19 protein-coding genes and 1 pseudogene are annotated in these 24717 nt (G+C 67.8%); 4 read left to right on the top strand and 16 right to left on the bottom strand.

Features of this window, described 5'->3' with window-relative positions; genetic code table 11:
- Nucleotides 1-38 precede the first annotated feature (38 nt).
- Nucleotides 39-1805 (top strand): PTS fructose transporter subunit IIC, encoded by a 1767-nt coding sequence (locus tag LPB142_RS05560; protein WP_071165763.1) that lies wholly within the window; start codon nucleotides 39-41, stop codon nucleotides 1803-1805.
- 57 nt (nucleotides 1806-1862) lie between these two features.
- Here the strand turns inward: LPB142_RS05560 and LPB142_RS05565 are convergent, their stop codons facing one another.
- Entirely contained in the window at nucleotides 1863-4310 is a 2448-nt protein-coding gene (locus tag LPB142_RS05565; RefSeq protein WP_071165764.1) for a GcvT family protein, read from the bottom strand.
- A 169-nt stretch (nucleotides 4311-4479) separates the two neighbouring features.
- On the opposite strand from LPB142_RS05565, the gene LPB142_RS05570 reads away from it, so the two are divergent.
- Nucleotides 4480-5034: a helix-turn-helix domain-containing protein gene (locus tag LPB142_RS05570; protein WP_068767802.1), complete on the top strand. Its 555-nt coding sequence runs from the start codon at nucleotides 4480-4482 to the stop codon at nucleotides 5032-5034.
- Between the two features lie 74 nt (nucleotides 5035-5108).
- Nucleotides 5109-5888 carry an aldolase/citrate lyase family protein gene (locus LPB142_RS05575; protein ID WP_068767814.1) on the top strand — a complete coding sequence of 260 codons (780 nt, stop codon included), beginning with the start codon at nucleotides 5109-5111 and terminating at the stop codon, nucleotides 5886-5888.
- A 52-nt stretch (nucleotides 5889-5940) separates the two neighbouring features.
- Here the strand turns inward: LPB142_RS05575 and LPB142_RS05580 are convergent, their stop codons facing one another.
- The 8 genes and pseudogenes from LPB142_RS05580 to LPB142_RS05615 form a co-directional block, all read right to left on the bottom strand.
- Nucleotides 5941-6981: a heme-dependent oxidative N-demethylase family protein gene (locus tag LPB142_RS05580; RefSeq protein ID WP_068767803.1), complete on the bottom strand. Its 1041-nt coding sequence runs from the start codon at nucleotides 6979-6981 to the stop codon at nucleotides 5941-5943.
- Between the two features lie 11 nt (nucleotides 6982-6992).
- On the bottom strand, nucleotides 6993-7937 hold the full coding sequence (locus LPB142_RS05585) for a PDR/VanB family oxidoreductase (RefSeq protein ID WP_071165765.1): 945 nt from the start codon (nucleotides 7935-7937) through the stop codon (nucleotides 6993-6995).
- The gene (locus LPB142_RS05590; protein ID WP_071165766.1) at nucleotides 7934-8536 is read right to left on the bottom strand and encodes a dimethylamine monooxygenase subunit DmmA family protein; all 603 of its coding nucleotides are present in this window, start codon (nucleotides 8534-8536) and stop codon (nucleotides 7934-7936) included. The genes LPB142_RS05585 and LPB142_RS05590 overlap by 4 nt, the downstream gene beginning before the upstream one ends.
- Nucleotides 8537-8610: 74 nt before the next feature.
- Entirely contained in the window at nucleotides 8611-9747 is a 1137-nt protein-coding gene (locus tag LPB142_RS05595; RefSeq protein ID WP_071165767.1) for an aminomethyltransferase family protein, read from the bottom strand.
- A gap of 81 nt (nucleotides 9748-9828) precedes the next feature.
- Nucleotides 9829-10008: a hypothetical protein gene (locus LPB142_RS05600; RefSeq protein ID WP_071165768.1), complete on the bottom strand. Its 180-nt coding sequence runs from the start codon at nucleotides 10006-10008 to the stop codon at nucleotides 9829-9831.
- A 26-nt stretch (nucleotides 10009-10034) separates the two neighbouring features.
- Nucleotides 10035-11413 (bottom strand): annotated as a pseudogene (locus tag LPB142_RS05605) (ammonium transporter).
- Between the two features lie 115 nt (nucleotides 11414-11528).
- Nucleotides 11529-13901 carry a DUF1989 domain-containing protein gene (locus LPB142_RS05610; protein ID WP_071165769.1) on the bottom strand — a complete coding sequence of 791 codons (2373 nt, stop codon included), beginning with the start codon at nucleotides 13899-13901 and terminating at the stop codon, nucleotides 11529-11531.
- A 79-nt stretch (nucleotides 13902-13980) separates the two neighbouring features.
- Nucleotides 13981-15324, bottom strand: a complete 1344-nt coding sequence (locus tag LPB142_RS05615; protein ID WP_071165770.1) for an NAD(P)-binding domain-containing protein — start codon at nucleotides 15322-15324, stop codon at nucleotides 13981-13983.
- Between the two features lie 171 nt (nucleotides 15325-15495).
- On the opposite strand from LPB142_RS05615, the gene LPB142_RS05620 reads away from it, so the two are divergent.
- The gene (locus LPB142_RS05620; protein ID WP_071165771.1) at nucleotides 15496-16809 is read left to right on the top strand and encodes an ABC transporter substrate-binding protein; all 1314 of its coding nucleotides are present in this window, start codon (nucleotides 15496-15498) and stop codon (nucleotides 16807-16809) included.
- Here the strand turns inward: LPB142_RS05620 and LPB142_RS05625 are convergent.
- The 7 genes from LPB142_RS05625 to LPB142_RS05655 form a co-directional block, all read right to left on the bottom strand.
- Nucleotides 16766-17464 (bottom strand): FadR/GntR family transcriptional regulator, encoded by a 699-nt coding sequence (locus LPB142_RS05625; protein WP_231879134.1) that lies wholly within the window; start codon nucleotides 17462-17464, stop codon nucleotides 16766-16768. The genes LPB142_RS05620 and LPB142_RS05625 overlap by 44 nt on opposite strands.
- 253 nt (nucleotides 17465-17717) lie before the next feature.
- Nucleotides 17718-18602: a formyltetrahydrofolate deformylase gene (gene purU, locus LPB142_RS05630; RefSeq protein WP_071165772.1), complete on the bottom strand. Its 885-nt coding sequence runs from the start codon at nucleotides 18600-18602 to the stop codon at nucleotides 17718-17720.
- Between the two features lie 135 nt (nucleotides 18603-18737).
- Entirely contained in the window at nucleotides 18738-19628 is an 891-nt protein-coding gene (folD, locus tag LPB142_RS05635; RefSeq protein WP_071165610.1) for a bifunctional methylenetetrahydrofolate dehydrogenase/methenyltetrahydrofolate cyclohydrolase FolD, read from the bottom strand.
- Nucleotides 19625-20191, bottom strand: coding sequence for a sarcosine oxidase subunit gamma (locus LPB142_RS05640; RefSeq protein ID WP_071167140.1), 567 nt, complete (start codon nucleotides 20189-20191; stop codon nucleotides 19625-19627). The genes folD and LPB142_RS05640 overlap by 4 nt, the downstream gene beginning before the upstream one ends.
- The gene (locus LPB142_RS05645; RefSeq protein WP_071165773.1) at nucleotides 20184-23117 is read right to left on the bottom strand and encodes a sarcosine oxidase subunit alpha family protein; all 2934 of its coding nucleotides are present in this window, start codon (nucleotides 23115-23117) and stop codon (nucleotides 20184-20186) included. Before LPB142_RS05645 ends, LPB142_RS05640 begins: the two co-directional genes overlap by 8 nt.
- A complete protein-coding gene (locus tag LPB142_RS05650; protein ID WP_068767491.1) occupies nucleotides 23114-23404 on the bottom strand; it encodes a sarcosine oxidase subunit delta in 291 nt (96 codons plus the stop codon). Before LPB142_RS05650 ends, LPB142_RS05645 begins: the two co-directional genes overlap by 4 nt.
- 21 nt (nucleotides 23405-23425) lie before the next feature.
- Nucleotides 23426-24676, bottom strand: a complete 1251-nt coding sequence (locus LPB142_RS05655) for a sarcosine oxidase subunit beta family protein (protein ID WP_068767490.1) — start codon at nucleotides 24674-24676, stop codon at nucleotides 23426-23428.
- Nucleotides 24677-24717: the final 41 nt, after the last annotated feature.

A 24717-nucleotide genomic window follows, 5' to 3' on the forward strand; every position in this document is an offset into this window, starting at 1 on the left:
GCCCCTCGGGCGCGGTCAGCAAGTCACAGGAGGACCCTATGTCAGACACTATCCTTGCCGTGATCGGCGCCGCAGATCGGCCGACGCATGGCGTCCTGGCCCGCGAGGTGCTGAGCAAGGCGGCGGCCGAAGCCGGCCGCGAGATCCGCATCGAGCTGATCACCGCCGAGGGGGTGGCCGATCCGCTGCCCGCCGCGGCGCTGGCGGCGGCGCGGGCGGTGCTCGTGGTGGGCGAGGTCGCGGCCGAGCCGCGCCTTGCGGGGCGCACGCTCGTGCGGGTGAGCCTGTCGGAGCTGCTCGAGGCGCCCGCGGGCGCGCTGGCGCGGCTCGAGGCCGCCGAAGCCCCCGCCACCGCCGCGCCCGCCGCGGCGCTTGCCGGGCTGAAGATCGTCGCGATCACCTCCTGCCCGACCGGCATCGCCCATACCTTCATGGCCGCCGAGGGGCTGCAGGAGGGCGCGCGCGCGCTCGGCGCCGCGATCCGGGTCGAGACCCAGGGCTCGGTCGGCTCGCAAGACACGCTGACGGAGGCGGAAATCGCCGCGGCCGATCTGGTGGTGATCGCCGCCGACCGGCAGGTCGAGCTTGGCCGCTTTGCCGGCAAGCGGGTCTATCAATCGCCCACCAAACCGGCGATCAATGACGGCGCGGCGCTGCTGCGCAAGGCCGTTGCCGAGGCGCGCCCGCTCTCGGGCGAGGCCGGCGCCACGGCCGAGGCCGCCGCGCCGGGCGCGGGCGCGGGCCCGGGCAAGGCGGGCGGCGCGGTGGGCGCCTACAAGCACCTGATGACCGGCGTGTCCTTCATGCTGCCCTTCGTGGTCGCGGGCGGGATCCTGATCGCGATCGCCTTCGCGCTGGGCGGCATCTATGTCTATGACGACGCCCATCAGGGCACGCTGGGCTGGACGCTCTTCCAGATCGGCGCGAAGGGCGCCTTCACGCTGATGGTGCCGGCGCTGGCGGGTTATATCGCCTTCTCGATCGCCGACCGGCCCGGCATCGCGCCCGGCATGACCGGCGGCGTGATCGCCGGCACGATCGGCGCGGGCTTCCTCGGCGGGATCCTCGCGGGCTTCATCGCGGGCTATGGGGTGCTCTGGCTCAACCGGGTGATCAAGCTGCCGCGCACGCTGCAAGGGCTCAAGCCGGTGCTGATCTTGCCGCTTCTGGGCGTCACGCTGACCGGGCTGATGATGTTCTATGTGGTGGGCGCGCCGACCGCGCGGCTCCTTGCGGCGATGACCGAATGGCTGCAGGGCATGCAGGGCGCGCAGGCGGCGGTGCTTGGCGCGCTGCTTGGCGGGATGATGGCGGTCGACATGGGCGGGCCGATCAACAAGGCGGCCTATGCCTTCGGCACCACGCTGATCGCGGCCAATGTCACCGAGCCGATGGCGGCGGTGATGTGCGCGGGCATGACCCCGCCGCTTGCGCTCGCGCTCGCCACCAAGCTCTTTGGCAACCGCTTCACCCCCGAGGAACGCGAGGCCGGTAACGCCGCCTTCGTGCTGGGGCTGGCCTTCGTGACCGAGGGCGCGATCCCCTTCGCGGCGCGCGATCCGTTCCGCGTGATCCCCTCCTTGATCGCGGGCTCGGCGGTGGCCGGGGCGCTGTGCATGGCGCTTGGCGTGCAGCTCAAGGTGCCCCATGGCGGGGTCTTCGTGCTGCCGATCCCGAATGCGGTGGGCAATCTCGGCGGCTTCGTGATCGCGATGCTGGTGGGCACGGCGGTCTCGGTGATCGCGCTGCGCCTCGCCAAGCGCCGCCTCGATGGCGCGGCGAAAGCCACGACCGCGCTGGCCTGATCCTCCTCCCCCAGGCCAGACCAGAGGCGCCGCGCCCCCCGCGCGGCGCCTCTTTCTTCAGCCGCGCAGCCGCGCCCCGCTCGGGTCGTAAAGCGGCGCGAGGCTCGCGCGGGCTGCCACGATCCGCCCCGCGACATCGATCTCGTAGCGCGCCGCGAGCAGCTCCTCGGCGCTCTCGTCGGGGCGGCAGGGCACATAGCCCAGCCCCACCGCGCCGCCCAAGGCATGGCCGTAATTGCCCGAGGTGATCTGCCCCACGATCGCGCCATCGCGCAAGATCGGCTCATTGTGGAAGAGAAGCGGCTCCGGCTCGGTCAGGCAAAACTGCACGAGCCGCCGCGTGAGCCCGGCCTCGGCCTTGCGCAGCACCGCCTCGCGGCCGATGAAATCGCCCTTCGCCGGTTTCACCGCAAAGCCCAGGCCCGCCTCGAGCACATGATCCTCGTCGGTGATGTCATGGCCGAAATGGCGGTAGGCCTTCTCGATGCGGCAACTGTCCATCGCATGGAGCCCGCAGAGTTTGAGCCCGACCGCCTCGCCCGCCGCGATCAGCGTCTCGAAGACATGCGCGGCCTGTTCGGTCGAGATGTAAAGCTCCCAGCCGAGCTCGCCCACATAGCTGACCCGATGGGCGCGTGCGAGGCCCATGCCGATCTCGATCTCGCGCGCGGTGCCGAACGGGTGGGCGGCGTCGGAGAAATCCTCGGGCGAGACGCGGGCGAGCAGATCTCGCGCCTTCGGCCCCATCACCTCGAGCACCGCCTCGCCCGCCGAGACATCGGTGACGGTGACGAAGGCCTCGCCGATATGGCGGCGCAGCCAGGCCAGATCGCGCTGCACCGTCGCGCCCGGCACGACGAGCAGGAACGCCGTCTCCGAAAGCCGCGTCACCGTCAGGTCGCTCTCGATGCCGCCGCGAGGGTTGAGCATCTGGGTATAGACGATGCGCCCGGGCGCCACGTCGATCTGGTTGGCGCAAAGGCGGTTGAGGACGGCCGCCGCATCGCGCCCCTCGACGCGGATCTTGCCAAAGCTCGACATGTCGATCAGCCCGACCCCCTCGCGCAGCGCCTGATGCTCGGCGCGCTGGTTCTCGAACCAGTTCTGCCGGCCCCAGCTATAGCGGTATTCGGGCGCCTGACCGGGGCTGGCGAACCAGTTCGCCCGCTCCCAGCCCGCGACCTCGCCAAAGACCGCGCCGCGCGCCTTGAGCGCGTCATGGAGCGCCGAGCGGCGCAGCCCCCGCGCGGTTGCCATCTGCCGATAGGGGAAATGGTCGGCGTAGAGCAGGCCCAGCGTCTCGCTCACCCGCTCGCGCAGATAGGCGCGGTTGCGCTGGAAGGGCTGGGCGCGGCGGATATCGACCTCCCACAGGTCAAAGGGCGGCGCGCCCTCGGTCATCCAGCGCGCCAGCGCCATCCCCGCGCCGCCCGAGGAGATGATCCCGATCGAATTATACCCCGCCGCGACCCAATACCCGCCCAGGCCCGGCGCCTCGCCGAGGTAATAGCGGTCATCGGGGGTGAAGCTCTCGGGGCCGTTGAAGAAGGTGTGGATGCCCGCCTCGGCCAGCATCGGCATCCGCGCGACGGCCTTCTCGAGGATCGGCTCGAAATGGTCGAAATCCTCGGGCAGCTGGTCGAAACAGAAGCTCTCCGGGATCCCGCCCATGCCCCAGGGCTTCGCCTTCGGCTCGAACGCGCCGAGCAGGATCTTGCCCGCATCCTCCTTGTAATAGGCACATTCATCGACCATCCGCAGCACCGGCAGCTGGCCGAGCCCCGGGATCGCCTCGGTGACGATGTAGAAATGCTCGCAGGCATGCAGCGGCAGCGTGACGCCGTTTTGCGCCGCCAGATCGCGCCCCCACATGCCGCCGCAATTGACCACATGCTCGGCCGCGATCACGCCCTGCGCGCCCTCCGCCTGCCATTCGACGCCGCTCACCCGGCCGCGGTCGGTCAAGACCCGCGTGACCTTCACCTGCTCGCAGATCTGCACGCCGAGCTGACGCGCGCCTTTCGCGAGCGCCAGCGCGATATTGCCCGGGTCGGCCTGCCCGTCGCCCGGCAGATGCACCCCCGCGACCACATCGGCCGTCTCGATATGGGGGTAGAGCGCGGCCACCTCGCGCGGCCCGAGCTCATTGACCTCGATCCCGAAAGCGCGCGCGAGTGCGGCCTGACGCAAGATCTCCACCCGCCGCTCCTCGGTCAGCGCGACGGTGATCGAGCCGCAGCTGCGCAGCCCCGTCGCAAGGCCCGTCTCGGCCTCGAGGCTGCGGTAGAGATCGGCCGAATATTTCGCCAGCCGGGTCATGTTCTGGCTCGCGCGGAGCTGGCCGATCAGCCCGGCGGCATGCCAGGTGGTGCCCGAGGTGAGCTGCTTGCGCTCCAAAAGCACGATATCGGTCCAGCCGAGTTTGGCCAGGTGATAGGCGGTCGAACAGCCGGAGATGCCGCCTCCGATGATCACCACGCGGGCGGATTTGGGCAGGTCGGTCATGGCGGGCTCCTGAGCTAGGGGGGTAGGGCAGGCTAGGCGGAGATAAAATGAAATTTCAATCTAAAATTTCATTCAGGTGATGAAATGGCGAAAAATTCCACCTCCGTCCGGGCGGGCGGTTGAATTCGGCGCCGCGCTGCGACAGGGTGGCGCCGAGGAAGGAGCGCCGATGAGCCATCATGTGGGAGAAGATATCCGGTCGTTGCGCAAATCGCGCGGGCTGACGCTGGTGGCGCTGGCGGGGGCGGTGGGGCGCTCGGTCGGCTGGCTGAGCCAGGTCGAGCGCGGCCAGACGCCGCCCTCGGTGCGCGATCTGGGCCAGATCGCCGAACATCTGGGCGTCAACATCAGCTTTTTCTTCCGCTCCGCGAGCCGCGCGCCCGAGGAACAGGGGCTCGTGCTGCGCGCCGCCGATCGCACGCGGATCGGCTCGACCGAAAGCGGGCTCGAGGAGGAGCTGCTCTCGCCGAGTTTGAGCGGGTCGTTCGAGATGATCAAATCGGTCTTTGCGCCCGGCGCCTCGAGCAAGGGGCTGCGCAAGCTGCGCCCGAAGGAGGACGGCGGCGTGCTGATCTCGGGGGAGCTCACGCTGATCCTCGACGGGCGCGAGATCACGCTGGCGCCGGGCGACAGCTTTCAGTTCCGCGACACCGATTACGCCTGGCGCAACCCGGGCCCGGAGCCTGCGGTGGTGATCTGGGTGGTCTCGCCGCCGGTCTATTGAGGCGCGGCGGGGGTTGTGGAGCGCCGCCCTCCGCGCGCAATATGGCGCCAGACCGCGCTTCGATGGAGACCCCGATGCCTGCGCCGCGTAACACGCTCAAACACCGCCTCGCCGCCAAGGAGGTGCTGCATGGCTGCTGGATCGGGCTGGCCGACCCCTATCTCGCGCAGATCTCGGCCACGGCCGGCTTCGACTGGCTGCTGATTGATGGCGAACATGCGCCCAATGACCTGCGCTCGCTGATGGCGCAGCTCGCGGTGATCGAGCCGAGCGCCTCGGCGCCGGTCGTGCGCCTGCCCGATGGCGACCCGGCCAAGATCAAGCAAGTGCTTGATATCGGGGCGCAATCTCTCCTGATCCCGATGGTCGAGAGCGCCGAGCAGGCGCGCGAGCTCGTGCGCGCGACGCGCTATGCGCCGGAGGGGTTTCGCGGCGTGGGCGCGGCGCTCGCGCGCGCCTCGCGGTTCTCGGCGATCCCGGATTATCTGACCACCGCCAATGCCGAGATCTGTCTGATCGTGCAGGTCGAGACCCGCGCGGGGATGGCCGCGCTCGACGAGATCCTTGGCGTCGAGGGGGTGGACGGGGTGTTCATCGGCCCGGCCGATCTGGCCGCCGACATGGGCTATCTGGGCCGCTCGGGCGCGCCCGAGGTCAAGGCCGCGGTGCTGGGCGCGCTCGGGCGGATCCGGGCGGCGGGCAAGGCCGCCGGGGTGCTGGTGACCGAGCCCGACTATATCGAGGAGGCGCGCGCGGCCGGGGCGACCTTCCTCGGCGTGGGGATCGATGTGACGATCTTTGCCGGCGCGATGCGGCGGCTTGCGGCCGAGATGGCGGCCAGGCGCGGGGCCTGAAAGACCCCCCGGGCGCGGGGGCGACCGGGGGCAGGGAGAGGACCGGGGGAGCTCAGTCGGGGAAGATCCCCGGCGAGGTCGGCGCGCCATCGTCGAACTTCGCGAGATAGTCGACGATCGTCGGGCGGTTGACGGCGAAGCCTTTGTATTCGGCCAGCTCATCGGGCAGATCGCGCAGCACCCGGTGCAGCCGGCGGCCCCATTTCGGCTGCGTCACGATATCCTCGAGCGAGCACAGATAGCAGCGGATCGGGAAGGCGATCGCATTCGAACGCGGCAGCCGCCACAGCGTTTGCAGCTCGACCCGCAGATGCTGTTTCGCGCCGACCGTCTCGGGGGTGATGGTGCGCTTTTCCGGGCCCCATTTGTGATAATTCTCGGGCGAGGTATCGAGGCGCGGGTTCACCGTCATCGTCCAGTTCAGCCGCCGCACCGGCGCCTCCTGACGCAGGTTCAGCAGGAATTTCAGCGCGCGCTGGAACACGCCCATCTCATGGGCCTTCGGCACCGGCGCGTGCCATTCGTAGAAATTCATCCCGATGTCGAAATCGAGCGACCAATCCGCCTGGCTGGTGATCATCCCGGCATCCATCCAGAGGTTGTCGTCGCGCTGATCGAGAAGCGCATGGTCGCCCTGGGTCTGGCGGGTGATATATTCCAGCGGCCCGCAGGGCAGGGTGGTCGGGTCGAGGAAGGTGAAGCGCTGCTCGATCCCCAGCGGGCGGTTGATCCAGTGCCAGCGATCGCCGTCGCGGTGCAGCTCGAAAAGCTCGGGGTAATCCTCGGCCTTCGAGACCATCACCAGCTCGAGAAAATCCCACCCCGCGAGCTCCATATGCGGCAGCGACTGGCAGCGCAGCGGATCTTGCGCCAGCGTGATCTCGCGGTCCTTCATCTCGGCGACGTAATGTTCATCGACATCGAAGCGGTTCTGGAACGGCGTGCCCGCGCGCCCGCCGGCATGGGGCTCGAGATTGACCGAATACATGTAGCTGTCCTGGTCGAACGGGAAGGGGAAGCGCCGGATCGCCTCGGGGGAATTGTGGAAGGTGTAATCGTCGCGGAAGGTTTCGTCATTGAAGCGGATGGTCATTGCGGCCTCCTTCAGAGATCGAGGGTGAGGGTTTCGCCGACAAACCGCGAAACGCAGGGCATGATCTTGGTCTGGCTGGCTTTTTCCTCATCCGAGAGCCAGTGGTCGTGGTGCTCGATCCGCCCGTGGCAGGCCGAGACGCCGGTTTCGCACCGCCCGCAGGCGCCGCCGCGGCACGACCAGTCGACCGCGACCTCGGCCGCTTCGAGCGCCTCGAGGAGGCTTTGATGCGCGCCCACCTCGATCTCGCGGCCCGAGGTCAGCGTGACGGTGAACGGCGCGCCGGGCGGCGGCGCGAGGAAGGCCTCGGCATGGAGCGCGCCCTTCGGCCAGCCGAGCCGCGCCGCGGTCTCATCGACCGCCGCGATCAGCCCCTCGGGGCCGCAGGTATAGACATGGGTGCCCAGAGGCTGGCCCGAGAGGATCGCGCCGAGATCCATCCGGTTGCCCTCGTCGGAGATATGGACATGGATCTGCGGCAGATCGGGCAGCAGCGCGACCCCGGCGGCCTCGGCGCGGCTCCGCGCGGCATAATGCAGCTCGAAGGGGATTTGCAGCCGCGCGATCTGTTTGAGCTGCGCCAGAAACGGCGTGATGCCGATCCCGCCCGCGATCATCAGCTGTTTCTTCGCCCGCAGATCGAGCGCGAAGAGGTTCACCGGCAGGTTCACCCGCAGCAGATCGCCCACCGAAACCTTGGTATGCAGGAACCGCGAGCCGCCTCGCCCGCCGTCCTCGCGGCGCACCGCGATCTCATAGCCCGAGCCGTCGAGCGGGTCGGAGATCAGCGAATAGGCGTTGCGGCGCAGCACGCCCGCATCGGGCATCTCGACGACCACATGCGCGCCGCCCGAAAAGAGCGGCAGCCCCGCGCCCTCGGGGTGCTCGAAGCGGAAGCGGGTGACGAGGGGCGAGAGCGGGGTGATCTCGGTCACCCGCAGGGTCAGCGCGCTCATGCCTTGATCTCCTTGACGGCGGGGATCACCCCGGGGGTTTCGGCATCGACGCAGACGCCCTGGAAGGCGCCGAGACGGCGCGAGAAATGGTCGCGCACCAAGAGCGTCAGCCCGCAATGCGAACAGGTGAACGGGTCGGTGGTGACGCCTTCGGTCACGCCCTTGCAATGCACGCATTGCATCCGCCGCGCGAGCGAGCCGCGGTGCTCGGCCTGGATGGCGTCGGCGGGCAGGCCCGCGGCGAGCGCCTCGGCCGAGGCCTGGCCGATCAGCCCCTCGGTACCGGCGAGATAGAGCTGGGTGCCCATATGGGCATCGAGAAGCGCCTTGCGATAGCGCTCGAGCGCGGCGGCGTAGCTCGGCGCCTCATGGTAGAGGCGGGCTTTGAGCGCGGCGAGGCGGGGGCCGAAGCCGGTGCCGCCGGGGATGAAGATCAGATGCGCGCGGTTCATCACCGAAGGGTCGGCCGCGGCGAGATCGAGGATCGCGTCGGCGCCCTCGGCCTCGGCCAGCATCAGCGCGGGCGCCGCACCTTGGGCCTTGAGGGGGGCATAGACCGGGCGGCTCATGATCGAGGGGGAAAATTCGGTGCGTGGCATGGGAGGTCCTTCGCTGATCCTGTCGGGAGGCGGGGCGGTCTTGATCGCCGCCCCTGCCGGTCTTGAGGGGGCGCTCAGCCCTTCGCGGTGCGGCGCTTCTTCTCGGGGTCGAAGAACGGCATCGCGCCGGTGGTGGCCGCGATCGGGCCGTTTTCGGCGCAATTGACGACGAGCTTCGTGCCCTCATTGGCGCAATCGACCGGCAGCCGCGCGATCGCCACCGTCCAGTCGTTGAGCGGCGAATACATCGCCTGCGTCACCACGCCGACCTGCACGCCCTCGCGCATCACCGGCGCGCCGTTGCCCGGAACCGCCTTGCCCTCGAGCTTGAGCCCCCAGATCTTGAAGCGCTCGCGGCCCTTCAGGCGGTAATGTTCCTCGGCGCCACGGAAGCCCGTCTTGCCCGGCGAGACGGTGAAATCGAGGCCGAGCTCCCACAGCGTATCGCCGCAGGGCTCGTTCTCGAACGGATACATCTCGGAATTGTCATAGGGGAAGAACAGCAGATAGCTTTCCGTGCGCAACAGATCGAGCGTGGTGAAGCGGCACGGGATGATCCCCATCTCGGCGCCCTCTGCGAGGATCCGGTCCCAGACCATCCCGGCATCTTGCCCGCGCACGAAGAGCTCATAGCCGCGCTCGCCGGTATAGCCGGTGCGGGTGATCATCGCGGGCACGCCAAAGAGCGAGGTCTGCAGGATCCCGAAATAGGGCAGCGCGCGGATCCCCGGCACATGTTTCTCGAGGTAATCGACCGCGAGCGGGCCTTGCAGCGAGAGGTCATGGAGATTGTCGTCGAAGCGGATCGAGACATCGCGGCCCTCGGCGGCCATGGTCAGCTGCTCGAAGCCCTGACCCGAGCCATGCACCACCATGAAGGCGTTCGGGCCGGTGCGATAGATCACGCAATCGTCGACGAACTTGCCCGCGTCGTTGAGCATGCAGGCATAGACCGCGCGGCCGGGCATCAGCTTCTCGACATTGCGGGTGGTGGCGCGGTCGATCACATGGCTCGCGCCCGGGCCGGTGATATGGACCTTTTTCAGGCCCGAGACATCCATCAGCCCCGCCTTGGTGCGGATCGCCATATATTCCGCGAGCGGGTCGCCGTCATAGGACCAGGCGGTGCCCATGCCGCTCCAGTCTTCGAGCTTCGAGCCCAGCGCCCGGTGCCGGTCGGCCAGCGCCGAAAATCTCCACGATGCGGTCATCTCTCGTTTCCTTGTCCTGTCGTCGTCGGTTTTGCTTTGGGTGAGGGGCCGCGGGCGGGGGCGCCGCCCGCGGCCTTTGGCTCAATGCTGGCCGTTCTTGGCCGCGTCATAAGCGTGCTTTTCGTGGCGCCAGCCGAGGATCACGGCGCAGAGCACACAGAGGTAGCACAGCCCGATCCAGAAGAGCTCGGCCGAGCCGAAGCCTGCGTAGATCGCGCCGGTGATGCCATCCCAGCTTGCGGCGTCAAAAGGGGCTTCCATAGGTATTTCCTTTCGAGATCAGCGGCTTATTCAGCCGGGGTGACGGTGGGGTGGAGCGCTTCGGGATAGGCCGAGGCGGGGACTTTGGTCTTGTCGAGGCCCAGAAGCTCGGCCTCGGCGGGTACCCGCAGCTGGCCCATCGCCTTGAGCACCCAGGAAAGCCCGTAGCCCGGCCCGAAGCCCAGAGCGATCATCACGAGCGCGCCGACGAGCTGGCCCATGAACGAGGTCTCGATGACATTCTCGCCCGCGAGCGCCGGGTAGCCCTGCGCCGCGATGCCGACCACGATCACGCCCCAGAAGCCCAGATACATATGCACCGCCACCGCGCCGACCGCGTCGTCGATCTTCAGCCGCTCGACGAAGGAGGAGACGAAGGGCATCGTCGCCGCGCCGAAGAAGCCGATCACGAAGGCCATCGGCGGATACCAGAGGTCAAGCCCCGCCGCGCAGGAGATGATCCCGCCAAGCGCCCCCGACATCATCCAGAACGGATCGCGGGTGATCATCCAGGCGCCGATGATGCCGCCGGCCATGCCCATCAGCGTGTTGAAGGTCATCCCCGAGAGCGTCATCGGCGTGCCGTAGATCGTCGCCGTCATCGTGCCCGACCAGCTCCAGGCCTCGCCCGGAACGATCACGCAGCCCATCAGGAAGCCCCAGAACCCCGCGATGATCAGCATCAGCCCGACGAGCGTCATCGGCATCGAATGGCCCGGGATCGCATTCGCCGTGCCATCGGGGTTGAACTTGCCGATCCGCGGCCCGAGGTTGATCACCACGCCAAGCGTGAAGGCGCCCGCGATCAGGTGCACCACGCCCGCGGCGCCGAAATCATGATAGCCGAATTTGGTGACCAGCCAGCCATCCGCATGCCAGCCCCAGGCGGCGCCCAGGATCCACACGAACGCGCCCAGCGCCGTGGCGAGCACGACAAAGCCGGTGAGCCGGATCCGCTCGATCAGCGCGCCCGACAGGATCGAGGCGGTGGTCGCGGCGAACATCACGAAAGCCCCCAGAACACGCCCGAGGCGCGGTCGTCGAGGTTCGGGCCCATATAGGGCGACCAGGGCGCGGCGACCTCGTTGGCATAGGCCAGCCCCGAGGTGCCGACCGGGCCCGCCGAGAGGTCGAACCCCGTCGGGAAGGCCCAGTAGATCCACCAGCCGACGAAGTAGAAAAACGGCACGATCATCGCGAAGGCGAGGATGTTCTTGATCCCCGAAGCGAGCGCATTCTTCGAGCGCGAAGCCCCCATCTCATAGGCGAGAAAGCCCACATGGATCAGCACCATGAGCGGGATCGTCAGAAAATAGAAAGTCTCGGAAAAGGTCGTGCCGGTGCCGGCGGTCTTCTCCTTCAGTTCGGCGACGGCAGCCGCCAAAGTTGCAAGGTCCTGTTCCACGTCCAAACTCCCTGTTGAGTGGAATGGGGCGATTTTGCCCTGGTTTTCTTGCCTCCCTCCCGGGCGATGGGCTGCCCGGGCTTCGTCTGCGGGGCTCCCTCCCCGCCGCCGGCCCTCACGAGCGCGGGCGTTCCTTTTTCGGATCGTAATGCGGGAAGGGGGTGACCCGCGCCGCGATCCGCTTGATATGTCCGTCGAGCCGGCCGACCTCGAGCGCGGTGCCGGGGGCGGCATGGGCGACATCGATCCGCGCGAGCGCGATCCATTGATTGGTGCGGGGCGAATGCATCGCCGAGCAGATCTCGCCGACCTGCGCGCGCCCGATGCGCAGGCAATCGCCATGGCCCACCGGATCCTGCCCCTCGATCTCGAGGCCGATGAACTTGCGCGCAGGCGTCTCCTTGCGGCGAATGAGCGCCTCGCGGCCGACGAAATCGGCGGTTTTCGACTTGAGCGGCACGGTGAAGCCCACGCCCGCCTCGAAGGGATCGGTCTGGTCGGAGAAATCATAACCCGCGAAGACGAGCCCCGCCTCGATCCGGCACAGGTCAAGCCCCGCAAGGCCCATCGGCTTGAGGCCGAGCGGCGCGCCCGCCGCCCAGACCGCCTTGAAGACCGCATCGCCGTCTTTCGGGTGACAGAAGATCTCATAGCCGAGCTCGCCCGTGTAGCCGGTGCGCGAGAGCACCACCGGCGCGCCGGTCGGCCCGCCGACCCGCCCGACCGTGAAGCGGAACCACTCGATCGCGCCGGGGCTCGGCTGATGCGGCGGGGTCCAGATGATCTGCGACACCAGTTCCCGCGATTTCGGCCCCTGCACCGCGAGGTTGTGCATCTGATCGGTCGAGGCGCGGATCATCACATTGAGCCCGAGCCGCGCGGCCTCTTCGCGCATCCACACGCCGCCCTCGTCCGACCCGCCGATCCAGCGGAAATTCTGCGCGCCGAGGCGGAAGAGCGTGCCGTCGTCGATCATCCCGCCATGGGGGTAGCACATCGCCGAATAGACGATCTGGCCCTGGCCGAGCTTCGTGACATCGCGCGTCAGCACCCAGTTCAGCAGCGCCTCGGCATCGGGGCCGGTGACCTCGAATTTGCGCAGCGCCGAGAGATCCATCACCACCACGCCCTCGCGCGCGGCCCAGTAGCTCTCCACCGGGTCGGTCTGGGCGAAGGAATTGGGCAGCCAGAAGCCCTTGTATTCAATGAACTCTTCGGTGAGGGCGGCAAAATTGTCGTGGAAGGCGCTCTGGCGCGTCATGATCGGCTCCGCATCGGGGGTGGGGCGCCAGGCCGAGGCGCGCTGGAACCGCTCGCCCGCGCCATAGCTGCGCACATGGATATCGCTCAGCTCCCAGCCATTGGCGGCGGAAGTGTCGTCAGGGCAGGCCGAGGAGACGCAGACCAGATCGGTCAGCGCACGCATCAGCACATAATCGCCCGGCCGCGACCAGGGCTCGTCGGCATACATCACCCCATGGGCGTCGACGCCGGTGTTGAAGAAGAAGTTTGCCGCCATCCAGCCCGCGCGCGCCTCGATCCCATACTCAGCCAGCGCCGCGTTGAAATTGTCGGTGCAATTGGCATGGCCCGGATAGCCGATGTCATCGTAATATTTCGCCGCGCAGGCGAGCCCGAAAGCATCGTGGCGCCCGCAGGTATCCTGCACGACCTCCACGAGCGCGGTCATGTCGTGGTCGTAATATTTCGAATGCAGCCCCGGCATCGGATAGGCATGGCCCATCAGCGTGCGGGTGGTGGTCGGGTCGAGCGGGCGGACGAGGCCGCGGTCGAGCTTGCGCGCGTCAAAGCATTGAAAATCGGTGCATTGGCGGCCGTCGACATCAATCACCTGGATGAATTCGCCGGCCTTGACGGTGAAGGCGCGGGCGGTGGCGGAGCTCACGCGCAGATCGAGGAGCGGATCGGCGAGCGGGTCGGGCAGATCGAAGAGCGCACGCGCGCGCGGCGCGGCGCGGCTCAGCCGCAGCGTGAGCGGCGTCGCGGTGTCTTGCGCCTCGAGATCCATCGGCCCGCCCGGCGCGGCGAGGATCGCAAACCCAGGGCCCTGCGCGGCGAAGGCCACCGCCTCGCCCGCCCGCGAGGCCGCGCCGAAGAGCCCGATCGCGCGGGCCTGCGCGAGATCAATCCCGCGGCGGGCAAGCGCGGCGCCAAGCCGCGCGAGCGAGGGCTCGCCGCGGGTGAGCGCCGCTTTCAGCCCCTCGGGCGCGCAATCGCCCTGCCAGCCGAGGAGCCCGCAATCCACCCGCCCGTCCGGGTGCGCCGCCATCAGCTCGCAGCGCTGCCCGCCCTCGTCATTGATCACCTCGAGCCGGTCGCCCTCGGCGATTTCGACGACGATCGCGCCGCCCCCGGGGACGGTGTAGCGCTCCTCGCCGGAGCCGCGGCCAAAGCCGAGCGGGCGGCGCGCGCGCGAGGGCCGCGGCGGGCCGGGGCGGAAGAGGCCATCGGGGGGCAGTGCAATCATCGCGCGTCCTAGTCTGGGCAAACCGTCAGAGGAAAAAACCGGGGGGGCGACGACTCCCCCCCGAGTTGGGGACCTTGGCTCAATTGGCCAGATAGGCTTCCATCGAGTCGTCCAACGCGTCCTTCCAGGGCGTGTGGTGGACGGGCGCCATCGTGCCGGTGATCACCGAACGATAGGCGTTGTTGCGGAAGGTCATGATGTCGACCGCCTTGTGCTTCTTCCATTCGAAGAAGGCCGCGCAGGCGCCATCGACGTCGAAGCTCGGGTAATCGGTGTCCGCGATCAGCTCCTTGACGTAATCGCCCTGGTATTTGATCGCGTATTTCACGTCATCCGAGGCTTCTTCGCGGGCTTCGCGCTCGGCCACATCGGCCATCAGCACCTGCTTGTCCGCGGGCACCTCGATCCGGCCGAGGATGATGTCGCGGACATACCAGGCCTGGGCGTCGAACATGTTGAAGGTGAACCACTGGTCCTGCATGCCGAGGTAGAACATCTTCGGATTGTGGACATAGACCACGCCCTTGTAGAGGCCGGCGGTGGCGAGGCGGTTCTTGGTCTTGAGCCGCAGATCATCGGGCAGGAAGTTGAAATAATGCTTGTAGCCGGTGCACAGGATGATCGCATCGATATGTTTCGAGCTGCCGTCCTGGAAGAAGGCGGTCTTGCCCTCGACGCGCACAAGGCCTTGTTTCTCTTCCCAATTCTCCGGCCATTTGAAGCCCATCGGAGCCGAGCGATAGCACGAGGTCACCGATTTCGCGCCGTATTTCCAGCATTGCGAGCCGATATCCTCGGCCGAATAGGACGAGCCCACGACGAGCACATCCTGCCCCTCGAACTCGCGCGCGTCGCGGAAATCATGGGCGTGGACGATGCGGCCGAAATATTGGTCGAACCCGGGGTATTCGGGCACGTTCGGCGTCGAGAAATGGCCCGAGGCGACGATGACGTGATCGAACCGCTCCTTGTAAACGTGGTCCTTCTCGGCGTCATAGACGGTGACGGTGAAATCATCGGCCTCGGCATCATACTCGACCCAGCGGATCACCGAGTTGAACCGGATCCAGTCGCGCACGCCGGCCTTGTTCACCCGGCCCTCGATGTAATCGACCATCACCGCGCGCGGCGGGTAGGAGGCGATCTGCTTGCCGAAATGTTCCTCGAAGGAATAATCGGCGAATTCGAGCCCCTCTTTCGGGCCGTTGGTCCACAGGTAGCGATACATCGAGCAATGCACCGGCTCGCCGTTCTCATCGACGCCCGTGCGCCAGGTGTAGTTCCACAGGCCGCCCCAGTTCGACTGCTTCTCGAAGCAGACGACTTCCGGGATCTCGACGCCTTTCTGGGCGGCCGATTGGAAAGCACGAAGTTGAGCAAGCCCCGACGGGCCCGCGCCGATGACAGCAACGCGTTTGGTCATTTTTGGTTCCCTGTTTTCCGGTCTGAACCAGTCCATGAAACTGGCCCTTTCGGCATGAACCAATTGGGTGGCGAATCGCGACTTTCGGTCAAATTATTTTCCTGTGCGGAATATGGTCCGGGGAGGTTTTTGGGCATTTCCCCCCGCGAAAAAGCGGGTAATGTTGAATTTATGAGCAGTTCATCATTCGCACAGCGCCTCGCGGTAACTGGTTCCCTGCCTCGGCTGGGGGCGACGAATCGGGCTCCGGTCCGGATCGGCTTCCTCACGCCGCTCTCGGGCCCCGAGGAAATCTGGGGTCGGCCGGGGCTCGATGGCTGCCGGATCTGGTCGGATTGGATCAACGAGGCGGGCGGGCTGATGATCGCGGGCAAGCGCCAGCGCGTCGAGATCACCGCCCATGACAGCGCGCGCGCGCCCGAGGAGACGCTGGCGGCGGCGCGCGACATGGTCGAGAACCAGCGCGTCAAACTGGTCCTGACGCTCGGCGGCGACAGTTTCGCCCCCGCGCTCGCCTATCTGATGGAGCGCCGGGTGCTCGTCGCGACGCTGCTGCCCTCGGATCTGTCGCCCGACACGCCCTATCTGATCGCGCCCGCCGAGGTGCACCCGCTCTTCAATGTCACCGGCGTCGACTGGCTCGCCCGCCACCGCCCGGCGGCGCGGCGCGTGGCGCTGTGCAGCCAGAGCGACAGCCTCGGCCTGCCCTCGCTCGCCGTCTACCGCGCGGCTTTCGAGGCGGCGGGGCGGCGGATGGTCAGCGAGATCCGCTATGCGCCGCAAACCCGCGACGCCGCGGGCATCGTGCGCGCGATGCTCACGCAGGCGCCCGATGTGCTGTGCTGGTGCTCCTCGGCGCCGCCGATGATGCAGGCGCTGACCGAAGCCGCCCATGAACAGGGCTTCCAGGGCGAGATCCTGGCCTGCACCGCCGATGATTACCCGCGCATGATCGCCCGCACGAGCCCCGAGTTCATGGCGCGCTATACCTTCCAGTTCCCCGATTTCGACGACCCGAAACTCGCCGAGACCGCGTTTTTCTTCCGCCGTCCCAAGGCCTTCTTCGAGGCCTATGCGGCGCGCTTTCCCGGCGAATGGAGCGCGGTGAGCTGGGAATATGCCTCGATCCTCGATCTGTGGCACAATGCGGTCGAGCTTGCCGATACGACCGAGCCGGTCTCGGTCCTCGCGGCGATGAAACGCGGCCAGGACATGCCCCATGCCTTCGGCCCGGCGCGCTGGTGGGGCGCGGAGATCTTCGGGATCGACAATGCGCTGGTGGGCGATTGGCCGGTGGTGCGGATCGTCGAGGGCCGCGCGCGGATCGTCGAATTCGGCTCGGTGATGGGCTGGCTCAGCCACCACGGGCCCTTGCTCGCGCGCCATCTGGGCGAGCTCGGGCAGCTGTGGAACCAGCGCCTCGCGGCGCGCCCCCCCGCGCTCAAAGCTCCTGCATCAAGAGCTTCTGGTCCTCGATCAGCGTGAGTTTCATGAACTCCGTCGCCTCCTCGATGTCGCGCGCCGCGATCGCGTTGAACAGCGCGTTGTAGCCGCGCTGATAGGTGGCGATGCGGTTGGGGGTGAGGTGGCGGCGATACATCGCGGCGCGGAAACTCTGCCGGCGCGCGTCGATGACGAGGTTGTAACAGGCGATGAGCAGCGGGTTGCCGGTGCCCGCCGCGATCTGGCGGTGGAACTCCTCCTCGAGGCGCACGAAATCCGCCGCCTCGGTCTGCACTGCCTCCATCTGCGAAAGCGTCTCGCCCAGCGCCTCGATCGCGCGCGGCGGCATGTTGATGATCGCAAGACGCACCATCTCGGGCTCGAGGATCCCGCGCACGACCTGAAGCTGCAACGGCCCCGTCTCGGCCGCGACCGGCGCGAGCGCCTCGCTCTGGCCCTTCGGATCATAGGTGACAAACGAGCCCGAGCCCGCCCGGCGCCGGATCAACCCGCGCCCCTCGAGCAGATCGAGCGCCTCGCGCACCGTGTTGCGCGCCACCGCGAGATCTTGCGCCATCTGCCGCTCGGAGGGCAGCCGCTCGTCGAGCCCGTAATCGCCGCCCATGATCTGCATGGTCAGCGTATCGACCACATATTGCACCGTTGCCCCGACGACGGGCTCTTGATGGCTGGGCAAATTGCGTCCGGAGGAGGGCGGCACGGAAAATTCCTTCGATCAAGCCGGTGAGGCCCGAGAAGGATAAACCGGCGCGCAGGCGAAGGCCAGAGGCGCGGGCGGGGAGGGCGCAGGGGGCGCCGCCCCCTCTGCCTTCGGCATTCACCCCCGGGATATTTGGAGCAAGATGAAGTGCAGCCCTTTCATCTTGCCATAAATATCCCGGGGGGAGCCCGGAACGGGCGGGGGGCAGCGCCCCCCAACCCGAGTTGGGTCAGCCCATCCGCTCGGAGGCATAGGCGCTGGGCGAGGCCGGGAAGACCACCGTCTTGTTGCCGTTGAGGAAGGTGCGGCGGTGGGCATGGGCGTGGATCGCGCGGGCGAGCACCTGGCTTTCCACATCGCGCCCGAGCGAGACGTAATCCTCGGCCGATTGCGCATGGGTGATGCGCACGATGTCCTGCTCGATGATCGGGCCCTCGTCGAGGTCGGCGGTGACGTAATGTGAGGTCGCCCCGATCAGCTTCACGCCGCGTTCATAGGCCTGTTTGTAGGGGTTGGCGCCCTTGAAGCTCGGCAGGAACGAATGGTGGATGTTGATGATCCGGCCCGACATTTTCTGGCACATCTCGTCCGAGAGGATCTGCATGTAGCGCGCCAGCACGATCAGCTCGGCCCCCGCCTCCTCGACGACGCGCATGATCGCGGCCTCGGCCACCGGCTTGTTTTCCTTGGTGACCTTGATGCAATGGAACGGGATGTCCTGGTTCACGACCACTTTCTGGTAATCCATATGGTTCGAGATCACCGCCACGATCTCGATCGGCAGCGCGCCGATGCGGGTGCGGTAGAGCAGGTCGTTGAGGCAATGGCCAAAGCGCGAGACCATGATCACGACCTTCATCTTCTCGGTCTCGTCATGGAATTTCGCGTTCATCTTCAGGCTCTTGGCGGTCTCGGCAAAGCCCTTCTCGAGGCTCGCGAGACTGGCGCCGGTCTCGGGGGTGAAGCTCACGCGCATGAAGAACTGGCCGGTCAGCGGGTCATCATATTGCGAGCTGTCGGTGATGTTGCAGCCCTGATCGGCGAGGTAATTGGCGATGGCGGCGACGATCCCCCGGGTCGAGGGGCAGGTCACGGTCAGGCAGTATTTGGTCATCGGGATCTCCCTGGAAAGGTTTGGGCGCGCGGCCCGGTCGCGCCCCCTGAGGCGCGGCGAAATGTCGTCGGGTTGCGGAAAACGCCGGGCGGGAGCGGCCCTTCTGCCGGGGCCTGCCCGCCGCGCGGCGGATACTCAGGCGGTGAGGCCCTGCGGCTCGGGCAGGCCGTTGGCGCGGCAGAAGGCGGTGAGCGTATTGGCCAGAAGGCAGGCGATGGTCATCGGCCCGACGCCGCCCGGCACCGGCGTGATCGCGCCGGCGACCTCGACGGCGGAGGCGAAATCGACATCGCCCACCAGCTTCGTCTTGCCGTCGCGCTCGATGCGGTTGATGCCGACATCGATCACCGTCGCGCCCGGCTTGACCCAATCGCCCGGGATCATCTCGGGCCGGCCCACCGCCGCCACCAGAATATCCGCACCGCGGCACACCGAGGCGAGGTCCTTGGTGCGCGAATGCGCAATCGTCACCGTGCAGCTCTCGCCCAGCAAAAGCTGCGCCATCGGCTTGCCGACGATGTTCGAGCGCCCCACCACGACCGCGTTGAGCCCCGAGAGCGAGCCCAGATGGTCGCGCAGCATCATCAGGCAGCCCAGCGGCGTGCAGGGCACCATCGCCTTCTGCCCGGTGCCGAGCAGCCCGACGTTCGAGATATGGAACCCGTCGACATCCTTGGCCGGATCGATCGCATTGATCACCAGATCGGCGTCGAGATGGCCGGGCAGCGGCAGCTGCACCAAGATCCCGTGCACCGCCGGATCGGCGTTGAGTTTGCCAATCAGATCAAGGAGTTCCGCCTCCGAGGTGGTGGCGTCGAGCTTGTGCTCGAAGCTCGCCATCCCGGCCTCGCGGGTCTGGATGCCCTTGTTGCGGACGTAAACTTCCGAGGCCGGGTCCTCGCCCACCAGAACCACCGCAAGCCCCGGCGTCAGCCCCTGTTCCTCCTTCAGCCGCGTCACATGGCCCGCCACCTGCGCGCGCACATTGGCCGCAAAAGCCTTCCCGTCGATGATCGTTGCGGTCATGTGGGCATCTCCTCAAGGCGGCGCGCGGCCGTTTCCAAAGCGTGCCAGATCGAGCCCGCCGCCGAGCGCATGCCCAGCACCGCGAGCCGGTCCTCGGCACGGCGAATGACAAAGATCGACATATGCTCGAACCCGGTGCGGGTGGCCGAGCCCGGGCCGAAGGCGCCCGCGTCGAGGTTCACGAGCTTCTCAAGGAGCGCCACGATCGGCGCGGGCCCGGCCGAAGAGGCGATCTCGAAGGCGCAAAACCCGTCGGTCTGTTCGGTGACCGAGGCCTCGGGCGCGGCGCGTTTGAGGGCCGCGGCGAAATCCTCGGCGGCGCGGCCGGGCGCCTCGATCATCCATTGGCCTGGGCCCGTCCAGAAGGCGGCCAAGCCATTGCCGGCGTGCCACAGGCCGGGGCCCGGCAGCGCGAGGCCCATCGGCACCGGCACCGGCGCGCCGCGGCGTTGGGCGAGCGAGGCGAGGCCGAGATCTGCGTTTTCCGCGAGCGTGAGCGCGCCGAAGGCGGCCGAGCGGGGGGCAGCCGCGCCGAGCGCGGTCAGGGGGGCAAGGTCAGTCACGAAGGCGTCCTCCTTCGGGGTCAACGAAATGGGCCGAAACGACACGCAGCGCGGTTTCCTGGCCCTGCAAGGGGTTGGCGCCGACGATCACGTCGCCCAGCCGCTCGGCGCCGCCGGCGAGGAAGCCGAGCCCGATCATCGAGCCGACATGGGGCGAGTAGCAGGCCGAGGTGATCCAGCCCTGATCGGTCGCGGTATTGCGCGGCGCGCCTTGGGTGAAGAGATGCATCCCCGCGGTGACGGGTTGGGCCGGATCGACCGGTTGCAGCCCGACCAGCACACGGGTCTCGGCGGTGAGCCCCTCGCGGCGGCTCATCACCGCGCCGATCGCATCCTTCTTGGTCGAGACCATCCGGCCCATGCCGAGCATCTGCGCGGTGGTCTGGCCGTTGAGCTCATTGCCCGCGGCATGGCCCTTCTCGATGCGCAACACGCCAAGCGCCTCGGTGCCGTAGGGCGTGGCGCCGAGATCCGCGCCAAGCTCGACCATCCGCCCCATCAGCGCCGCGCCATAACGCGCCGGCACCGCGATTTCATAGGCAAGCTCGCCCGAGAAGGAGATCCGGAAGAGCCGCGCCCGCAGCCCCCCGCAGACCGTCATCTCGGCGCAGGCCATGAACGGGAAGGCCGCGTTCGAGAGGTCGAACCCGTCGACCACGCGCTCGAGCAGGCGGCGCGCATTCGGCCCCGCGACCGAGATCTGCGCCCAGGCATCGGTCGTCGAGATGAGCTGCACATCGAGCTCGGGCCAGAGGCACTGGCGCGCGAATTCCATATGCCGGTAGACCGGGCCCGCCTGCGCGGTGGTGGTGGTCACGACATAATGGTCCTCGGCCAGCCGCGCGCAGGTGCCGTCGTCATAGGCATGGCCATCCTCGCGCAGCATCAGCCCGTAACGCACCATCCCGACCTTCAGGCTCTTCATCGCATTGGCATAGAGCCGGTCGAGGAATTCTCCCGCATCGGCGCCCTGCACATCGACCTTGCCGAGCGTGGTCACATCGCACAGGCCGACGCCCGCGCGGGTGGCCAGAACCTCGCGGTCGACCGTCTCGCGCCAGGTCTTCTCGCCCGGGCGGGGGAAATATTGCGCCCGCATCCATTGGCCGACCTCGACGAAAACCGCGCCTTGGGCCTTGGCCCATTCATGCGTGGGCGTCAGGCGGCGGGGGCGGAAATGCGTGCCCGTGTCGCCGCCGCCGAGCACCGAGAGCGCCACGCCCGTATAGGGCGGGCGGAAGATCGTGGTGCCGGTTTCGGGGATCGTCTTGCCGGTGAGCTCCGCCATCACCGCCAGCGCCGAGACATTGGCGGTCTTGCCCTGATCGGTCGCCATGCCGAGCGTGGTCCAGCGTTTGAGATGCTCGACGGGACGCATGTTCTCCTGATGGGCCAGTTTGATGTCCTTGACGGTGACATCGTTCTGGAAATCGACCCAGGCGCGGCCCTTGCCGGGCACATGCCAGAAGGCGGCTTGGGCGACGGGGCGGTCCTCGGCGCGGGGCAGGGCGGGGAGCGCGGCGCTCATGCCGATCTCGGCGAGCGCGGCGCGCGCGGCCTCGGCGCCCGAGGCGAGCGCGGCTGCGGTCGAGCCCCGGCCCGCGGCGGCGCCGGCGGGGGTGAGGCCCGGCGGGCCATCCTTGCCCGGCACGAAGGCGAGCAGGGTGTCATCCCAGACCGGGCGGCCGCGATGATGCGAGGCGAGATGGACGTTCGGGTTCCAGCCGCCCGAAACGCCGAGCGCGCCGGCCTCGATCCATTGGCTGCGGCCCTCGCGCGTCACCTCGATGCGGCTCAGCCCGAGCCGGCCCCTGGTGTCGGACACCACCGCGCCGGAGAAGAGCGGGTAATTGCCCAGCGCCTTCACGCCCGCGCGCGGGTCGATCACGCCCACGATCTCGACGCCCTTGGCCGCCAGATCGAGCGCGGTGCGGTGGCCGTCGTCGTTGTTGGTGAAGATCGCGACGGTCTTCGCCGGCGCCACCGCCCAGCGGTTGGCATAGGCGCGCAGCGCGCCCGCCAGCATCACGCCGGGGCGGTCGTTGTTGGCGAAGGGGATATGGCGCTCGGTCGCGCCGGCGGCCAGAACGATGCGCTTGGCGGTGATCCGCCAGAGCGTCTGGCGCACCGCGCCGCCGGGCGTGGCGAGGTGATCGGCGACGCGTTCGACCGCGCCGTAGATGCCGTGATCGAAGGCGCCGAAAACCGTGGTGCGGCGCATCACGCGCAGGTTCGGCAGCGCCGCGAATTCGGCCTCGACGCGGGCGAGCCACTCGGTCGCGGGCGCATCGTCGAGCGGGTTCGTTTCGGCCAGAAGCCGCCCGCCGAGGCGGAAATCCTCATCCGCGAGGATCACCTTCGCCCCCGCCCGCGCCGCCGTCAGCGCCGCCGCGAGCCCCGCCGCGCCGCCGCCGATGACGAGGAGATCGCAATGCAGGAAGCCTTTGTCGTACTCATCGGGGTCGGGCAGCATCGAGAGCGAGCCAAGCCCCGCGGCCTTGCGGATCGCCGGCTCATAGAGCTTTTCCCAAAACGCCTTCGGCCACATGAAGGTCTTGTAATAGAAGCCCGCCGCGAAGAAGGGCGAAGCGAGATCGTTGACCGCGAGCAGGTCGAAGGCGAGCGAGCCCACGCGGTTTTGGCTTTTCGCGACGAGCCCGTCATAGAGCTCGGCCATGGTGGCGCGGGTGTTGGGCTCCTGGCGCGCGCCCTCGCGCAGCTCGACGAGGGCGTTCGGCTCCTCGGAGCCCGCCGCGAAGAGGCCGCGCGGGCGGTGATATTTGAACGAGCGCCCGACGAGGCGGATATCATTGGCCAGAAGCGCCGAGGCGAGCGTGTCGCCCGGGTGGCCGGTGAAGGTCTTGCCGTCGAAGGAGAAGCTCAGGCGTTGCGAACGGTCGACGAGACCACCGGAGAGACGGGTCATTGCGCACCCCCTTTGCGGGCCAGCGCCACATCGCGGGCAAGCTCGGCGCCGAGGATTTCATGGGTCACTGTATTGCGCGTCACCACGAGCCAGGAGCGGTCGCCCTGTTCGTGGAACCACAGCTCGCGGTGCACGCCCGCGGGGTTGTCGCGCAGATAGACATAGGCGTTGAAGGCATCGGCCGCGCCCTCGGCGAGCCCGTCGGGGCGCTCGAGCAGGGCCGCATCGCCCAGATAGGTGAATTCCTGCGCGTCGCGAAGGCCGAGGAGAGGATGGGGGATCAGCATGATGGGTCTCGGATCTGGAGCTCAGTGCAGGTTGGGCTGGGCGCCCATCCCCTTTTCGTCGATGACATGGCCGCGGTTGAAGCGGTCGAGCCGATAGGCGGTGGCGGTCTCATGCGGGCGGTCGGTGGCCAGCAGATGCGCGAAGGCATAGCCGCTCGCCGGCGTCGCCTTGAAGCCGCCATAGCACCAGCCGGCGTTGAGATAGAGCCCGTCGATCGGGGTGCGGTCGATGATCGGCGAGCCATCCATCGACATGTCCATGATCCCGCCCCAGGCGCGCAGGAGCCGCGCCCGGCCGATCGCGGGCATCAGCGCCATGCCGCCCTCGGCCACGTCCTCGATGACGGGCAGGTTGCCGCGCTGCGCGTAGGAATTGTAGCCGTCGATATCGCCGCCGAAGACGAGCCCGCCCTTGTCGGATTGGCTGACGTAGAAATGCCCCGCGCCGAAGGTGATCACGCCGTCGACGACGGGTTTGAGCCCCTCGGAGACGAAGGCTTGCAGCACATGGCTCTCGATCGGCAGGCGCATGCCCGCCATCGCCATCACCCGCCCCGACGAGCCCGCGACCGCGACGCCGACCTTGCCCGCGCCGATATGGCCGCGCGAGGTCTCGACGCCGAGAACGCGATTGTTTTCAATGCGGAAGCCGGTGACTTCGCAATTCTGGATGAGATCGACGCCGAGGAGATCGGCGCCGCGCGCATAGCCCCAGGCCACGCCATCATGGCGCGCGGTGCCGGCGCGGCGCTGCAGGAGGCCGCCCTTGATCGGGAAGCGGGCATTGTCGAAATTGAGCCACGGATACATCGCGCGGACCTGCTCGCGGTCGAGCAGCTCCGCATCCGCGCCCGCCAGCAGCATCGCATTGCCGCGGCGGCGATAGGCGTCGCGCTGGCCGTCGGTATGGATCAGGTTCAAGATCCCGCGCTGGCTGACCATCGCGTTGAAGTTGAACTCCTGCTCCATGTTCTCCCAGAGTTTCATGGAGAATTCATAGAAGGGTTCGTTGCCCGGCAGCAGGTAGTTCGAGCGGATGATCGTGGTGTTGCGCCCGATATTGCCCGAGCCGAGCCAGCCCTTCTCGAGCACCGCGATGCGCTTGCCCTTGAACACCTTGGCCAGGTGATAGGCGGTCGCAAGGCCGTGCCCGCCGCCGCCCACGATCACATAATCGTAGCTCGGTTGCGGCTCGGGGTTGCGCCACAGCGGCCCCCAGCCCTTGTAGCCCGTCAGGGCTTCCTTGATGACGCGAAAACCGGAAAAGCGCATGATGGATCGTCTCGAAAGGGGGGAAGCGGGCCCGGGGGCGG

The sequence above is a fragment of the Rhodobacter xanthinilyticus genome (assembly GCF_001856665.1).
GTDB lineage: Bacteria > Pseudomonadota > Alphaproteobacteria > Rhodobacterales > Rhodobacteraceae > Rhodobacter > Rhodobacter xanthinilyticus.

Coding starts and splice junctions, on each gene's coding strand:
- LPB142_RS05560 (WP_071165763.1), top strand. CDS start 39: ATGTCAGACACTATCCTTGCCGTGATCGGCGCCGCAGATCGGCCGACG.
- LPB142_RS05565 (WP_071165764.1), bottom strand. CDS start 4,310: ATGACCGACCTGCCCAAATCCGCCCGCGTGGTGATCATCGGAGGCGGC.
- LPB142_RS05570 (WP_068767802.1), top strand. CDS start 4,480: ATGAGCCATCATGTGGGAGAAGATATCCGGTCGTTGCGCAAATCGCGC.
- LPB142_RS05575 (WP_068767814.1), top strand. CDS start 5,109: ATGCCTGCGCCGCGTAACACGCTCAAACACCGCCTCGCCGCCAAGGAG.
- LPB142_RS05580 (WP_068767803.1), bottom strand. CDS start 6,981: ATGACCATCCGCTTCAATGACGAAACCTTCCGCGACGATTACACCTTC.
- LPB142_RS05585 (WP_071165765.1), bottom strand. CDS start 7,937: ATGAGCGCGCTGACCCTGCGGGTGACCGAGATCACCCCGCTCTCGCCC.
- LPB142_RS05590 (WP_071165766.1), bottom strand. CDS start 8,536: ATGCCACGCACCGAATTTTCCCCCTCGATCATGAGCCGCCCGGTCTAT.
- LPB142_RS05595 (WP_071165767.1), bottom strand. CDS start 9,747: ATGACCGCATCGTGGAGATTTTCGGCGCTGGCCGACCGGCACCGGGCG.
- LPB142_RS05600 (WP_071165768.1), bottom strand. CDS start 10,008: ATGGAAGCCCCTTTTGACGCCGCAAGCTGGGATGGCATCACCGGCGCG.
- LPB142_RS05610 (WP_071165769.1), bottom strand. CDS start 13,901: ATGATTGCACTGCCCCCCGATGGCCTCTTCCGCCCCGGCCCGCCGCGG.
- LPB142_RS05615 (WP_071165770.1), bottom strand. CDS start 15,324: ATGACCAAACGCGTTGCTGTCATCGGCGCGGGCCCGTCGGGGCTTGCT.
- LPB142_RS05620 (WP_071165771.1), top strand. CDS start 15,496: ATGAGCAGTTCATCATTCGCACAGCGCCTCGCGGTAACTGGTTCCCTG.
- purU (WP_071165772.1), bottom strand. CDS start 18,602: ATGACCAAATACTGCCTGACCGTGACCTGCCCCTCGACCCGGGGGATC.
- folD (WP_071165610.1), bottom strand. CDS start 19,628: ATGACCGCAACGATCATCGACGGGAAGGCTTTTGCGGCCAATGTGCGC.
- LPB142_RS05645 (WP_071165773.1), bottom strand. CDS start 23,117: ATGACCCGTCTCTCCGGTGGTCTCGTCGACCGTTCGCAACGCCTGAGC.
- LPB142_RS05650 (WP_068767491.1), bottom strand. CDS start 23,404: ATGCTGATCCCCCATCCTCTCCTCGGCCTTCGCGACGCGCAGGAATTC.
- LPB142_RS05655 (WP_068767490.1), bottom strand. CDS start 24,676: ATGCGCTTTTCCGGTTTTCGCGTCATCAAGGAAGCCCTGACGGGCTAC.